The organism is Hassallia byssoidea VB512170 (assembly GCF_000817785.2).
In the GTDB taxonomy this organism is placed as follows: domain Bacteria; phylum Cyanobacteriota; class Cyanobacteriia; order Cyanobacteriales; family Nostocaceae; genus Hassallia; species Hassallia carrinoi.
Window position 1 is genome coordinate 129,045 of sequence record NZ_JTCM02000001.1, and the last position, 13,085, is coordinate 142,129.

15 protein-coding genes are annotated in these 13,085 nt (G+C 42.9%); 5 read left to right on the plus strand and 10 right to left on the minus strand.

Features of this window, described 5'->3' with window-relative positions; translation table 11 throughout:
- Positions 1-75: 75 nt before the first annotated feature.
- Positions 76-585, minus strand: a complete 510-nt coding sequence (locus PI95_RS00645) for a hypothetical protein (RefSeq protein WP_039753010.1) — start codon at positions 583-585, stop codon at positions 76-78.
- A 311-nt stretch (positions 586-896) separates the two neighbouring features.
- On the opposite strand from PI95_RS00645, the gene PI95_RS00650 reads away from it, so the two are divergent.
- The 3 genes from PI95_RS00650 (at position 897) to PI95_RS00660 (ending at position 3,338) form a co-directional block, all read left to right on the plus strand.
- Complete coding sequence (locus PI95_RS00650) at positions 897-1,241, plus strand: slr0373 family blue light stress response protein (protein WP_039753009.1); 345 nt, start codon at positions 897-899, stop codon at positions 1,239-1,241.
- A 93-nt stretch (positions 1,242-1,334) separates the two neighbouring features.
- Entirely contained in the window at positions 1,335-2,846 is a 1,512-nt protein-coding gene (gene ycf46 / locus PI95_RS00655; RefSeq protein WP_039753008.1) for a stress-responsive protein Ycf46, read from the plus strand.
- A gap of 141 nt (positions 2,847-2,987) precedes the next feature.
- Positions 2,988-3,338: a DUF1257 domain-containing protein gene (locus PI95_RS00660; RefSeq protein WP_029636060.1), complete on the plus strand. Its 351-nt coding sequence runs from the start codon at positions 2,988-2,990 to the stop codon at positions 3,336-3,338.
- A gap of 174 nt (positions 3,339-3,512) precedes the next feature.
- On the opposite strand, the gene PI95_RS00665 is transcribed toward PI95_RS00660, so the two are convergent.
- From PI95_RS00665 to PI95_RS35490, 6 genes are all read right to left on the minus strand, one after another.
- Positions 3,513-4,097, minus strand: coding sequence for a protein-S-isoprenylcysteine O-methyltransferase (locus PI95_RS00665; RefSeq protein WP_163518473.1), 585 nt, complete (start codon positions 4,095-4,097; stop codon positions 3,513-3,515).
- A 324-nt stretch (positions 4,098-4,421) separates the two neighbouring features.
- The gene (locus PI95_RS00670) at positions 4,422-5,282 is read right to left on the minus strand and encodes a WD40 repeat domain-containing protein (RefSeq protein WP_039753007.1); all 861 of its coding nucleotides are present in this window, start codon (positions 5,280-5,282) and stop codon (positions 4,422-4,424) included.
- 244 nt (positions 5,283-5,526) lie between these two features.
- Positions 5,527-5,655 carry a hypothetical protein gene (locus PI95_RS36595; RefSeq protein WP_268896624.1) on the minus strand — a complete coding sequence of 43 codons (129 nt, stop codon included), beginning with the start codon at positions 5,653-5,655 and terminating at the stop codon, positions 5,527-5,529.
- 279 nt (positions 5,656-5,934) lie between these two features.
- Positions 5,935-6,171: a BrnA antitoxin family protein gene (locus PI95_RS00675; RefSeq protein ID WP_236116880.1), complete on the minus strand. Its 237-nt coding sequence runs from the start codon at positions 6,169-6,171 to the stop codon at positions 5,935-5,937.
- Between the two features lie 10 nt (positions 6,172-6,181).
- On the minus strand, positions 6,182-6,469 hold the full coding sequence (locus PI95_RS00680; protein ID WP_039753005.1) for a BrnT family toxin: 288 nt from the start codon (positions 6,467-6,469) through the stop codon (positions 6,182-6,184).
- A gap of 899 nt (positions 6,470-7,368) precedes the next feature.
- Positions 7,369-7,614: a PIN domain-containing protein gene (locus PI95_RS35490; protein ID WP_236116881.1), complete on the minus strand. Its 246-nt coding sequence runs from the start codon at positions 7,612-7,614 to the stop codon at positions 7,369-7,371.
- Positions 7,615-7,910: 296 nt separating this feature from the next.
- On the opposite strand from PI95_RS35490, the gene PI95_RS00690 reads away from it, so the two are divergent.
- Positions 7,911-8,663, plus strand: coding sequence for a hypothetical protein (locus tag PI95_RS00690; protein WP_039753004.1), 753 nt, complete (start codon positions 7,911-7,913; stop codon positions 8,661-8,663).
- Positions 8,664-8,783: 120 nt separating this feature from the next.
- Here PI95_RS00690 and PI95_RS00695 read toward each other — a convergent pair whose 3' ends face one another.
- The 3 genes from PI95_RS00695 to PI95_RS00705 form a co-directional block, all read right to left on the minus strand.
- Positions 8,784-9,671: a hypothetical protein gene (locus PI95_RS00695; protein ID WP_039753003.1), complete on the minus strand. Its 888-nt coding sequence runs from the start codon at positions 9,669-9,671 to the stop codon at positions 8,784-8,786.
- 54 nt (positions 9,672-9,725) lie between these two features.
- Positions 9,726-10,235: a hypothetical protein gene (locus tag PI95_RS00700; RefSeq protein WP_039753002.1), complete on the minus strand. Its 510-nt coding sequence runs from the start codon at positions 10,233-10,235 to the stop codon at positions 9,726-9,728.
- Positions 10,236-10,419: 184 nt separating this feature from the next.
- Entirely contained in the window at positions 10,420-11,064 is a 645-nt protein-coding gene (locus PI95_RS00705; protein WP_039753001.1) for a class I SAM-dependent methyltransferase, read from the minus strand.
- A gap of 155 nt (positions 11,065-11,219) precedes the next feature.
- Here PI95_RS00705 and PI95_RS00710 point away from each other — a divergent pair, with 155 nt between their 5' ends.
- The gene (locus PI95_RS00710; RefSeq protein ID WP_039753000.1) at positions 11,220-12,980 is read left to right on the plus strand and encodes an ArnT family glycosyltransferase; all 1,761 of its coding nucleotides are present in this window, start codon (positions 11,220-11,222) and stop codon (positions 12,978-12,980) included.
- The last annotated feature ends 105 nt before the right edge of the window (positions 12,981-13,085 follow it).

The following is a 13,085-nucleotide window of genomic DNA, read 5'->3' on the forward strand; positions in this document are numbered from 1 at the left end:
GGGAAGACAAGGAAGACGAGGAGGCAAACTCCCCCTGCCCCCTGCCCCCTGCCCCCTGCCCCCTGCCCCCTCCCCTCATCCCCCTTGCCCAGAAATGCGGTACTCCTGGGCGATATAGTAAAACACGCGATAATAATTGCTAAATTCGGACGCTGGCGATCGCCCTTGCCAGTAATATTTGACTTGAGCCTTTGTTAGTGTTAGTGTCATCGAACTTTCTTGGCTACCAACTTCTACCTCCAGCACCCCAGATACTCCTTGATTTGTCTTAAAGTTGGGATTTATCGTTTTTTTAGCGTTTTTATCTGTAATTATGGTGTCTGGTAGCCGATTACCTGCCCAACCGCGAATTTCTACTCTCGTGTTTTGCGGTGAAACAAACGCTATGCCATCATTATTTTCTGGCGGTGGTAAAGAAGTCCAGGTGCTGGGATATAAAAACTCAAAGCCATAACGGGAATTAGTATAAGTTTTCCATGTGACACCGGAGTTGGTGAAACTGGGCGCATTACAACCGCATAAGATTAACGATAAGGCGATCGCATAAGTTTTTCGTCCTCGTCTAGTTTTAGTAGCGGTAGACATTGTTACACCTTTTACCTGGTTCGCTGATGAACGTAAATAGTCAGATCCTCAGCCGGAAAATCTACTCATTAAAGACTTTTGCTTGATAGCTTCAGATTTTACAGAACAGTAGCAATATCTGTGCTTTCTACCTACTCTGTGTAACAAAACAGCTAATATTTTCTCACCGATCTACATTTGCATCAAATCAGATTTCCGCGAAAAGTAAATAAATGTAACGAAATAGGCGTCAAAACGTTTTGCCGTCTTGACAAGCTAGAACCAAGCCGATATCGTGAAATACATACCCGGGTAAGACCAACAAGAGTTATATGCAAACGAAGCAAAAGGTTACTTTATATTTGTCGCCAGAACTACACAGGAAACTGAAGATTCGTTCAGCAGTAGATTCTGAACCAATGTCAGAACTTGCAGAACGTGCCCTCGTTTTCTACCTGGCAAATTCAGAATTAGTTGATGAAGTAGAAGCGTCTTCTTATGGACGAACTCATAGAGTTTATTCCTGCCCATCTTGTGAGAGTTCCTTAGTCTTACGCGACGGAGAATTGGTAGCCCTAGGCAATCAAGCAGGAGTAACTCAAGAGCATTTACCCGTCAACGAAATGGATGAGGATGAAGCTTATCCCAAGGGTGAGGAAGAATTAGTTCCTTGCTAGACCTGAATTATGAATATTACATTCATAATTCGTCGGTTGCCATTATCAACGATGTCTTTACTGTCTTTATAAGGTCTCACGTAGGTCGATAGTATGAAAGAAGAGCTAAATATCCTCATTCAAGCTCAATACCCTTTAATCTACCTTGTGACCTCCGAGGAAGAGCGGGCAGAGCAATCAATTTCCACAATCGCCCAAACGTTAAAACCAACTCGGCGAGTGTATGTGTGGACAGTAACTCACGGCATCGTGGAGTATGGACAACCCCGGAATGTCACTCAGCATAACACCGTTTCTCCAGAAGCGGCGATAGAGTGGATTATCCGGCAAAGAGAACCAGGTATATTTATTCTTAAAGATTTACATCCGTTTATTGATGCGCCAGCGACAACAAGATCGTTAAGAGATGCGATCGCCCAATTCAAAGGAATGCAGAAAAACATCATCTTGATGTCGCCAATGCAGAATGTTCCTATAGAACTGGAAAAAGAAGTTGTTGTTATAGACTTTCAGTTGCCAGATATGGCTGAGTTAAATAAAGTATTGACTCACCATATAGACCAAAATCGTGGACGACGGTTGTCAACAGAAGCGCGAGAAAAGCTTCTGAGAGCCGCTTTAGGTTTAACTAAAGATGAAGCGGAAAAAGTCTACCGAAAGGCACAGGTAACTATCGGGCGTTTGACGGAAGATGAAGTAGATATAGTTTTATCTGAGAAAAAGCAACTAATTCGGCGCAATGGTATATTAGAATACATAGAGGAAGATGCAACCATTGACGCTGTAGGCGGCTTAGAAGAGTTAAAGAAATGGCTTAAGCAACGCTCGAATGCTTTTACAGAAAGAGCAAGAGAGTATGGTTTGCCCCAACCGAAAGGAATGTTAATTTTGGGAGTTCCCGGTTGTGGTAAGTCGTTGATAGCCAAAACAACTTCTCGGCTGTGGGGTTTACCTTTGTTGCGCTTGGATATGGGGCGAGTTTACGACGGCTCAATGGTGGGTCGAAGTGAAGCGAACCTACGTAACGCCTTGAAGACAGCAGAATCGATTTCTCCAGCAATTTTATTTATCGATGAATTAGATAAATCCTTCGCTGGTAGTGGTGGTTCTGGTGATTCTGATGGCGGTACTTCCAGCCGGATCTTCGGTTCTTTCCTGACTTGGATGCAAGAGAAAAAATCTCCAGTGTTTGTGATGGCAACTGCTAACAGAGTAGAACGTTTGCCTGGGGAATTCTTAAGGAAAGGACGCTTTGATGAGATTTTCTTTGTCGATCTGCCGACTCCTGAAGAACGGCAAGATATATACAAGATTCACCTAACGAAACGCCGGGAAGACATTACTCGATTCGACTTGGAACAACTAGCCAAGATGTCCGACGGGTTTTCGGGAGCAGAAATTGAACAAGCGATCGTTGCGGCAATGTACGAAGCTTTTGCCCAAGAACGCGAGTTCACCCAGTTAGATATTATTGCTGCACTCAAGGCAACACTGCCGCTGTCTCGAACGATGCAAGAACAAGTCACAGCCCTGAGGGACTGGGCTAGACAGCGCGCAAGACCCGCAGCATCCTCCGTAGCTGAATATCAGCGAATGGAGTTCTAAAAGCTTTCCCCTGCTAACACGGGGGCAAAGGCTAGCTTAAAGGCTAGCAGTTAAGAAAAAAGCCGCGTCCTGATATGCGCGGCTGTGCCTAAAACAAACCGTTGTCGTTTTTCCCAATCTTCTCTCTGGAGGAAACCCCAAATGTCTCATTTTAGCACTCTCCGTACCAAAATCACCGACGCTGAAATCCTCAAAGCTTCCTTACGCGACCTGGGTATCAGCACAAAGACAGAAGCTGATGTTCGTGGTTACAACGGTCAACGTGTTCGTTCTGACATCGTTGCCGTGTTGGAAGGCGAATATGATTTAGGTTGGTCTCGCAACAGCGACGGTTCCTTTGACCTAATTGCTGACCTGTGGGGCGTTGCTAAGAAGCACAATCAGACCGAGTTGATCAACTCGATCAACCAAAAATATGCCGTTAACAAAACCTTGGCTGAAGTGAAACAGCGCGGTCTGCAAAATGCCAACGTTAAGTTGGTATTGCAATAATATTTCTCTGCGCGTTCCCAAAGCTGCACGGGTTAACCAGGTTTACTAGCGGTTAGCCCGCTTTTTTATCGGGGCTGAGTTTATTCTCAGTCCCGATTTTAATATTTTATGATTTACTCAAGGGGAATATTGGACGTTAAATAAAATACTGTATCTCAACAGACAACACACGGTTTAGAACAGATACGGCACTAATCGTTTTGTACGTTGCCTGTAAGCTTCATACTCATCTCCGAATTGATCGAGTAACATCTGTTCTTCTTTGTCGATTCGTGTCGCATAGGCAATGCTGAAACAGATGAGTCCAGCCAGTCCAGCAATCCAGTTCGGAAGTAATAACGCTTGTGCGATGCACAATAACACGACAGAGGTATACATCGGGTGACGAATGCTGTGATAAACGCCATTAGTCATTAATGTATGCCCTTCTCGAATTTGCAGCGTTGGCGACCAATTTTTGCCAAGGTCATGATGAGTACGCCAGAATAGCCAAAGCGCGATCGCAAAGGTAACGACCCCTAATCCATTTGCCCAGATTGGTAGACGATAGTTCGCAAAGTTTAACCAAGGGGATAAAACATAAATCAAGGGCAGAAACAGTATCCCAACTAATACCAGGAAGCGAATTACCTTTTCTTGAGCGGTTTTTCGGTCATCAACAATCGTGTTTCTCTGCTGTTCTCGCTGATAGGGAATCCGAATTATTAACCACAACACAATCCCAATTGTGAAAATTATCTTTAAGGTCAGCGGATTCATTTTGCTCATTTCCTGTTACGACTCGAAGAGGGCTTGCTAATCTCATCACTTCCACCCAGAAGCATTTCAACTAGCTTTAATCAGATTTTGACTCAAGCTGAAAGTTGCTGACAAAAGTAATGTTATTCGACTCATAGGGAAGCTGAAGGAGGAAAAAACGAATGAAGCGATCAATCGCCAAAATTATTGAAATCCTACAAAAGCCTTGATCATCTAAAGCTTTAGAACAAGGTAAACATCCAAAAGCATAAAGCGATCGCGCTATGAGCGCGTGCGAGCGGGTTGTTCATGTAGTGTTCCGTAGCTTCTCAAACATCCAAAATTTTATTGGGGGATTATAATTGGAGCCGGAAATTCGTCTAAGGATGGTATACGGGGGATGGATGGCGGCATCGACTTATCATCTAATAACACCCAACCATTACTAGGGGTAAAAGCTATATCTGTTAAACGCTTCCCTTCTTTGTACTTTGTCTTGATTGTATCAATAAGCAGTTGTGGAACTTTATTATTATAAAAAGCATTATTGCCACGATTATAAATAATTAACCACCCTCCATTCGGTGTAAAAGCAATAACCTTGATAGCGTATTTTTGAGATATGTCCTTAATTTTATCAATAACGTTTTGTGGGAAATTGCTACTCCAATAAACTTGGGAACCATTAAGATTGTCAGCAATAATTGTCCAATCTCCATTAGGCGTAAACACAATATTGTTAACAATGAAAACTTGACGTTTAATCTCCGAGAGTCTATTAACAATCTCTTGGGGAAAATTCTTGCTCCAATAAGCTTTAAAATAATCATACATAACTATCCATTCTCCATTTGGCGCGAATGCAATAGTATTGATAGTTGAGTCTTGTTTATTCAGAGTGGCAAGTACATTAAGAGCGTCAGGTGGAATCTTATTTGTACTATAAGCAAAACCATTCTTGCCATAGAGAATTACATATCCTCCATTAGGAGTGAAGGCAATAGTTTTAGGAGTTAGACCCCGCTCATTTATCCTCTTAAGGTCGTCAACTGCCTCTTTTTGAATATCTGCTGTGTAAGTAACATCAGCCCTAGCCGGAACAGCAGTTAAGACGATAGGACATAAAGTCAAGATTGTTATTGATGCTTGGGCAAAAAAGTTATTGCCTGCTTTCACAATCTGCCGTGCTAAAAAATTATTAGACATATTACTCTCATGATAAATAAATACAAAAATTTATACCGCTTCTTTTCTCAGTAAGAGATATTATATAGTGCAGACACCCTTCTTCGTTTATTGGCGGCTATACTAACGCGCATCAGTACATAAGAACGTACAGTTTATGTAAAGTGAGGTTAGATTGGTTGGGCAATCAATTTGTGTAAAGCGCGCCCTGTCAAGTTCTAAGCGCCGTCTCGATTATAAAGCACATTATATCTATCGGTATCAATCAGTTTATTGAAATTGAGTACACTCCTGGTGGTAGCGGTTTCATCACCTCTACAGGACTTAAAAGTGATGACCCATCTGCGGTATCAGAACGAACAGCAAAAGCACTCGCTGCATATAATGGCGCCATTGATGGTTTAGAATCGTTAATCCTTGCTCAGGCTTGCGAAGGTATTGATATTACTACTAGGGGCCCCTTCGAGGGCTTTTTGTTTTTTCGTGGTAACAAAAAAAGGTAGAATTCCCTTTTAGCAATAGTTTTGAGACAGGGAATTTTAGCTAAAATAAAATTTTGCTGGAGGTATTGCACAGCAATACTTCTAGGCTCCGTGTAGCGGCCCGTATCAGCTATTCAGATAACCTCGAACGACCAACAGAAACCTCTGTACGGTCGTGTGCATTGGAGTTGTTAGGTTGATTGACGCACTGTAGCAGCATTTTTTTGTGCTTCTGCATAGATTCTTAGTGCAGCAGCCATATGCTGTTCAGCCTCTTCACCCTTTGATTGGAACCATGCCAACGTTTCAGAATCAACACGAATAGCAACTGTAGCCAATGATGATACAGGCATTCGTAACTTTGCCTTCGAGAAAAATTCGTCTGTAAGAGGTGGAATATCTGAAGTGTCGATGTCATCGTCAGTCATTGCATCAATTCTAGCCCAGTCGGTTCTTGAGGTATTGCTCATAACGCCTTTTTTCATGTGAGAGTGCTTTCCTCAACGAGATGATACGAATTATTCCTTCATCAGGCTCAGTGTATACAACCACTACAATCCGTTCATCCAGAAGTCCAGTGCCGATCCATCGATCTTCACCATAGTCGCTGCGCTCGTCAAGGTCAACTGCCATCGGCAAATCAAAAACTCGATAAGCATCAGCAAAATCGAAACCGTGTTTATTAATGTTAAGTTCGTTTTTTCGCTCATCCCACTCAAAATTCATGGGCTAAACTTATCACACCTGTATAAATTTAGTGTATAATACAGCCTTAAGTGTTTGCTAGATATAAAGAGTGCGATCGCTTCAAAGCGGGCGCTCCGCGCCATCGCACAATTTGAAGGCTCCATAAAGGAGCATCGCGCTCATAGCGGGTGAGTTTTATCCATGCTGAAGATGGCGATCGCATATTTTAGGGATTGTGGTGTAGGGCGAAGCACGTTCGCCTTGGTGTCGCAAAGCGACTCAGCAAGAGCGGATGTGCGCTATGAGCGTTCCCGCTCTTCCTAGTAGCGTGACCTCTAGATAACGGCTAAATTGAGCCGACGTAAATCACTTGTTGAGATCAACAGCTCGCTCTTGTACGTTCGGCTCCAACGCCGTGTTAGACAGCTGCTCAGGAGATAGCGTAACAAACTGCCTGCCTTGGGCTGAACCTGGACAAAAATGGACAGCCTTGTTTACTAGATCCTCAACACCCCACGACATTTTACAGATGTTGGCTGTCAATGAGTGTCTATTGTTTGTGAAACCCACTTTGCGCCTGCTTTCTTCGCCAATCTTCGCAGATCGCCTTTAAGTCATAATTAAAAGACTTCGCGTGTTCCTCACGAATTCGATGAATTTCGTCTAAGATTTCATTTTGCCACATAGCTTACTCTCCCATTAGCTCATAAGGTGTGCAAATTATCGGCAAAGTGTGTCCAAAGCTTACGCAAATTTCCAACAACTTTTTTTAGATTTGCGCGTTTGCAATGTGTTTACAATTCCAGGTTAACAGGTAATCGAGACGGTTAACTGTAGCCAGCGCAATATGAATCGCATCATCAGAGGCTTTTGGGGGGAGATTGCTCCTCGCCATAAACTGTGCAGCTAAGTTCTCTACAGTTTCAGTCACTTCTCCTTCATGGCACATCCTGCAATACTTCAAGTCGTTGGGCAGCTATTTCTGCATCGCCTTGTGCTACCTCGTCCAAAACAACTTGCGATATGTAGAGATTGAAGGTGCTTCGGCGCAGTTGCCACCAATCTCTCGTCACCTCAATATTTCCCGCAAGGATTAAATTTTTGGTCGATCTGGCTGTGAGGTAGCCCAAGATACTGGTTTCAATGTAGACGGTTTCACTCATACGGAATGGGTTGCTAGACATTCAATGTTAGACTAAGGCATCACTCATCCGACTCAGAAGTTATAGCGTTGCTGAATCAAGGTATGAAAATTTCACTTTTAGGCGCACCAGAGAAACGATGATTCATCTGAGCGCTTCAGCAACGCCCAAAATTTTCGGGATGGTTGCGAAATAAGTCTGCGTTGCTAGCCGATCGCTATAAATACTCTTGGAAATAATTTATTTTGCATAAATTAACCTAATGTCAATGTATCTTTTGGTATAATCGCAAAGTTTTACAGGTAACGTCAGTTTGCCACTATGGATTTTCTGGAAAAATGCTGCGAGTTTATCATCTTCTGATTGGTTTTATTTTGCTGATATTAACACCGATAGTATTCAAATTTGTTCACCCTAATTCTTCCACCGACAAATTGCAGAGAAATCCAGTTCGACAACCCAAGCCGGTTGCAACACTGACTCAAACTAACTCAGCATCCAAACCTACTGAAGGAAATATCTGGAAGAGTGTTCTGGGGAAAACTGCTACTCCACCAGGTTGGAAGGTAGAACCTTGTGAAGGAAATGCACCGTTGTTGTGTGTCTCCTCTCAAGGAAAAGTTTTGGGTACAGTTGAGATGCAAGTTTACCCATTGGCAAATCAACCGAATTTCCAAAAAATGCTGGTAGCTGCTGGTATTCCACCTGGGGCAAAAGTGGATTTACAAAGTCCCAACTACCAAACGCAGGTATTGACAGCACTTAATGCTTGGGTCGCAGACCATTACGCTGTATTATCAAAAGACCGTCAGAGTAGATATGGTGGCATTTCTTTTTCACCTCAACCACCGCAACAAGTTCCCTTTGGAATGCTTCACGGGATGCGTTACGGCTTTAGAGGAATTCAACAAGGTGGTAAGGTCTACGAGCAAAATCTCGGTTATGTTGCTTTTGACGGTGCTTCACTTTACGTCATTCATACTGCTTTTGACCCGGCAGCAAAAACAGGTAAGTTTGAGAAAGTCGAAAATTTTGAATTGATCGAATCTTATCTGAGTGCAATTGTCGCAGATTTGCGTTTGCCAAAATAAAGCGATCGCTTTGCCCGCCGCAGGCATCGCAATGAAAGTTAATAGCTGATGACTAAAAACACTCAGATCCCCGACTTTTCCAAAAAGTCGGGGATCTTCCATTAACCATTAGCTCTAAGTCTAAATCTCAGCTAATGCTCGTTCAATCAAGCGACGCGCTAAAGTTTGCGTACCTGTGTGTTCGTAGTAATTCGTACTCACATCTAAAAACGCCGCTAGGTAATCCAATTTATCGTCAGCAATCTGCGTAAAGTTTTGCAAATTATTAACAACTTTCTGTGGCGTTAAATTATTCGACGCGACGAGATTACCCATCCAGCCTTTGACTGAATCGAAACTTTCGCCGATAAAGTTGAGTTTGCTACTAGAATTATTACCGGGAATCGAATCTTGGATGTTCTTAAAAGTCGAGTTTTGCTCTAAGTCTTGCGGACTGGTTTGATTAATGCTAGATAACGCTTTGTTGATGAAGTCGGGACCCAAGGGTATCAAACCATCAACGCAAACTAACGCTACCATGCGGATGAGAGACTCACCGCTATATTCACCCAAAGAAGCGACAAAATCGCCTATGCTGTCTCCGGGGATACCGTTAATTTGGCAGAAAGCTACTAACTCAGTAACTAATTTTAGTGCTAAGTCAATGGTTTGAGCTTTGTCTGGTTTGGGAGTAACTTTATTTAAAAAACCCAATAACGGAATTGACTCACCTACCTTATTCGCTAAAGCTGCTGCACCAAGCGCTTTATCTGTACCATCAACAGTTTGGTACAACCACATAGCTCTTTGGTATCCTTGAGAGCGATCGTTGTAAAGATAAATTGCTCTCTCGCCAATTTGCTGAATTAGGTCTTCGTCAGTTTCGCCGGTAACAGTCTTAATGGTATTGACAAAACCTACCACATTATGCCATTGACCAGGAGCAACAAAATCAAGGGAATTCAACAGAGAAACAGTCAAGCCACCGGTAGGCAATTGGTCAACTAACTCAAAAATGGATTTGCTCACGGTTCCGAAAATCTCCTTAGATAGCGTGTTTTATTTTAATCGCAGTAGTGAAGTTTATTTCAATTGCGCTAGACCGCTGAGATTAAATTTCTCTATCCAATCTTCGCGATCGCTTGCTGTAAATGACGGATCTTTGGAAATCACTTTCACTTGATACTTACCCACCAAAACCGACGTTTGAGTATTGCCAAGTGTCGCTGCCGGATAACCGCCAATTTTTTTGGTACTACTAGAGTATTTTGCCGCTGCACTTGGAGTGCTGGTGGTGTCAGAAACAGCCAGTTGCGCCATAACTTTGCCGCCTTTTTTCAAATTCGCTTCTGCAAAGCCTTTTTTCTCTTGGGTAAATACACGTTGATATCCAGCTTGCTCCGCAGGAAAAAGTTTGTTAAATTCGCTACCTTGAGTTGCATTCTTAGCAACTGCTTGACCGCTTTTCTTTTGTGTGCTTTCTTTTTGCACTTGGTCAAATTGACCTGGTGTCTTGGGAGCGCAAGCTGTTGTCAGTAATAACACTGAAAGCAACAAAGCCACTAAAATCCTATGTCCACGGCGTCCAATCATATTTGGTTTCTCCTTATGCTTCTTTGAGGCAATTATCAGCGCTTCTTTGAGATTCCACCCGGAAAATTTACTTTTTGATAAGATTTGGTATCTCGAATCACATTTTTTTCGGGCATTTTCTGGGCTACTGGAAAAATTTATGAGTTTTACTCCTCACTCATAACTCATAACTCATAACTATTGCTTAACTCCGGGAAGCTATAACAGCATAAAACGGATCTCCTCCGCCCGCACCCAACCATTGCAAGATATTTGGAACCGTTGATTGACGGGTAATTACTTCTGGAGTAGTAAATCCCGGAACCGAGGAGAAATAGCTTTTAACTAATTCAACTCGACTTGCTTCTGAACCCTCCCGCCATGCTTGAATCGCCTTTTGAAAAAACATGCGGTTAGAAAAGCTGAAGATAGCGATACCACCCGGTTTGAGGATGCGATGAATTTCGGAAAACACAGCCTCTGGATATTGCAAATACTGTACGGAAACGCAATTGAGTACAGCATCAAAATCTTCATCCTTCAAGGGTAACTGAGGATTGGCGTTGAGGTCTTGCACAAAGTAATGATCTAAGCGCGGGTTGCGTGCAAGTTCTTCAGCGTTGAGTCCGTGTCCTTCAACATGGGCAAACTGCATCTCTTCTGGCAGATGAGACACCCAACTGCTCATCATATCAAAGATACGCATATCGGGTTTTAGTCGCTGACGATATAAATCGGTTAGCTGTTGAATAAAGCCTTCATCCACATGAGTGACGAAGCGGGGATAGTCGTAAAACAGCTTGTCGTCTGTATCATCTAGCTTAATGCGTTGATTCGGTCTTAGTAGCATAAACCTCTGTTGAACGAGAACTTATTCCCAAAATAGTCTAAATTTCAGGTAGTATTTGATGCAGAATAGTTGTATACAACCTTACATATTCTAGAAATAGAGAGAAATAATTAACAACTTTTTCAACTTAACAAATTTAAGTTATTTGTAATTCAATGAAATATCAAATAAAAAATTTGAATTCTCTTTGGCAACAAATTCATCTTTGGGGAGGATTTCCTTATATCAGTTTGTTGGTATGGATACTGCCATTATTGCTATTTAATTCTGGAAACAATAGCTTGATGGCTCATGATGAAGGACTTTATGCTTGGCGATCGCGTGTGATGTTTGAGTCTGGTGATTGGATAAATCCTTGGTCAGAACCCCATCACAAAACACCAGGTCCTTATTGGATGATTGCCAGTTCCTACAAGCTGTTTGGTATAAGTGAAGCTAGCGTGCGACTTACTAGCATGATTGCTGGCATTCTGAGCATACTCCTTTTATATGAAATCGGTAAAATTATACTTAGTAAAAAACTTGGTTGGCTAGCTGCGGCAATTTTGAGTGTAGAATTTCTCTGGCTACAATATTGTCGATTAGGTACGCCTGATGTACCAATGATTTGTCTGGTACTTTTAGCTATTTGGTCTTTTCTCAAAGCAGAATTACATCCAAAATATCGCTCTTTTTATCGCTTTATTGCCGGTTTGAGTTTCGGTTTAGGCTTTCTAGTCAGAAGCTTTATGATTTTTTTGCCAATCGTAGCTTTATTACCTTATCTTATTGGAGAACATCGCCGCCATCGTCATCTTACCAACCCGATGTTTTATTTAGGGTTTGCAGTCGGTTTAATTCCTACTTTAAGTTGGATTTGGTTAAGTTCGCAGCGCTTTGGTAATAATAGTTTTGAAGAATTATTCCGCTTTGTTTTTCGCTTGGGGTCGAATGATAGAGGCGATCATGGAATACTATTTTATTTCTGGAATGTACCCGCAAAAGCTTTTCCTTGGTTTTTCTTTGCTCTTTTAGGCTTAGTCTTATTAGTGCGTCGTCCCATTCCTCGCTACCAATTGATATTAGTTGGCTTTCCCCTAGTTCTGTTTGCTGAACTTAGTATTTTCTCTACTCGCCTACCTCATTATAGTCTTGCTCTTTATCCCTTTATCGCAATGCTAGCATCTGTCGGGTTAGACTGGCTTGGCGCAATTTTTAGCAAACGGATTTGGAGACAAGGAGACAAGAGGACAAGGGGACAAAAGGGACAAGGGGGACAAGGGAGACAAGGGGGAGAACTCCTAACTCCTAACTCCTCACTCCTAACACCACGCTTCCCCACTTTCTACGGGAGCATCCCCCACTCTCCCACTCCCCCCCTCTATTTTGAGATTCCGCGAAATCTTAGCTACGCTTTTGGTGGATTGGGTATTTTACTTGTGCTAGCGGGTGTAGTTGCTTTTGCTGTGGGTGGGGTGGAAATTCGCAAGTATGCAACTGTCGTTTTGGCTTTGGGGTTGGGTTGGTTAATTTTACCTTTAGTGTGGATCGGTCGTTATCGCTTTGGTCAAAAGTTTCTCACAGCACGTTACTGGATAGCGGGGTGGTTGATTCCGGCTTGGTTGGCTTTGGCGGTGGCTGGTTTTAACGGCTTTATTGGCGATTACAATCCTGATGTTAGAGCTTTCTTGACACAAAAAGCGATCGCCGAAATCCTCCAAACTAATCCTATCAACTTTGTCCAAGTAGGGGGTAAAACTGGTGTACTCCTCAATTTCTACACTCCCCACCACGGTAAGCAGGTACAACAAGTCTCTCAACTAAGTGCGGGTAGTTATGCTTGGATATCTGCTAAACAGCCGGCTTTATCCACTCCTCATCGAGTTCTCGGTACTGTGCAAGATTACCAGTTGATTCAATTGGGGAGTGGGGAGTAGGGAGGAGCCAGTGCGTTGGACGGGTTCCCCGGCTTGAAGCACCTGGCGTTGGGGAGTGGGGGAGGGGGGGATGGGGAGAGGGGGGAGAGGGGGGAGACAAGGGAG

What these genes read in the sequence shown, in the direction of transcription:
- PI95_RS00645 (WP_039753010.1), bottom strand. Translation starts at nt 585, where the DNA reads ATGTCTACCGCTACTAAAACTAGACGAGGACGAAAAACTTATGCGATC.
- PI95_RS00650 (WP_039753009.1), top strand. Translation starts at nt 897, where the DNA reads ATGCAAACGAAGCAAAAGGTTACTTTATATTTGTCGCCAGAACTACAC.
- ycf46 (WP_039753008.1), top strand. Translation starts at nt 1,335, where the DNA reads ATGAAAGAAGAGCTAAATATCCTCATTCAAGCTCAATACCCTTTAATC.
- PI95_RS00660 (WP_029636060.1), top strand. Translation starts at nt 2,988, where the DNA reads ATGTCTCATTTTAGCACTCTCCGTACCAAAATCACCGACGCTGAAATC.
- PI95_RS00665 (WP_163518473.1), bottom strand. Translation starts at nt 4,097, where the DNA reads ATGAATCCGCTGACCTTAAAGATAATTTTCACAATTGGGATTGTGTTG.
- PI95_RS00670 (WP_039753007.1), bottom strand. Translation starts at nt 5,282, where the DNA reads ATGTCTAATAATTTTTTAGCACGGCAGATTGTGAAAGCAGGCAATAAC.
- PI95_RS36595 (WP_268896624.1), bottom strand. Translation starts at nt 5,655, where the DNA reads ATGGCGCCATTATATGCAGCGAGTGCTTTTGCTGTTCGTTCTGATACC.
- PI95_RS00675 (WP_236116880.1), bottom strand. Translation starts at nt 6,171, where the DNA reads ATGACTGACGATGACATCGACACTTCAGATATTCCACCTCTTACAGAC.
- PI95_RS00680 (WP_039753005.1), bottom strand. Translation starts at nt 6,469, where the DNA reads ATGAATTTTGAGTGGGATGAGCGAAAAAACGAACTTAACATTAATAAA.
- PI95_RS35490 (WP_236116881.1), bottom strand. Translation starts at nt 7,614, where the DNA reads ATGTCTAGCAACCCATTCCGTATGAGTGAAACCGTCTACATTGAAACC.
- PI95_RS00690 (WP_039753004.1), top strand. Translation starts at nt 7,911, where the DNA reads ATGCTGCGAGTTTATCATCTTCTGATTGGTTTTATTTTGCTGATATTA.
- PI95_RS00700 (WP_039753002.1), bottom strand. Translation starts at nt 10,235, where the DNA reads ATGATTGGACGCCGTGGACATAGGATTTTAGTGGCTTTGTTGCTTTCA.
- PI95_RS00705 (WP_039753001.1), bottom strand. Translation starts at nt 11,064, where the DNA reads ATGCTACTAAGACCGAATCAACGCATTAAGCTAGATGATACAGACGAC.
- PI95_RS00710 (WP_039753000.1), top strand. Translation starts at nt 11,220, where the DNA reads ATGAAATATCAAATAAAAAATTTGAATTCTCTTTGGCAACAAATTCAT.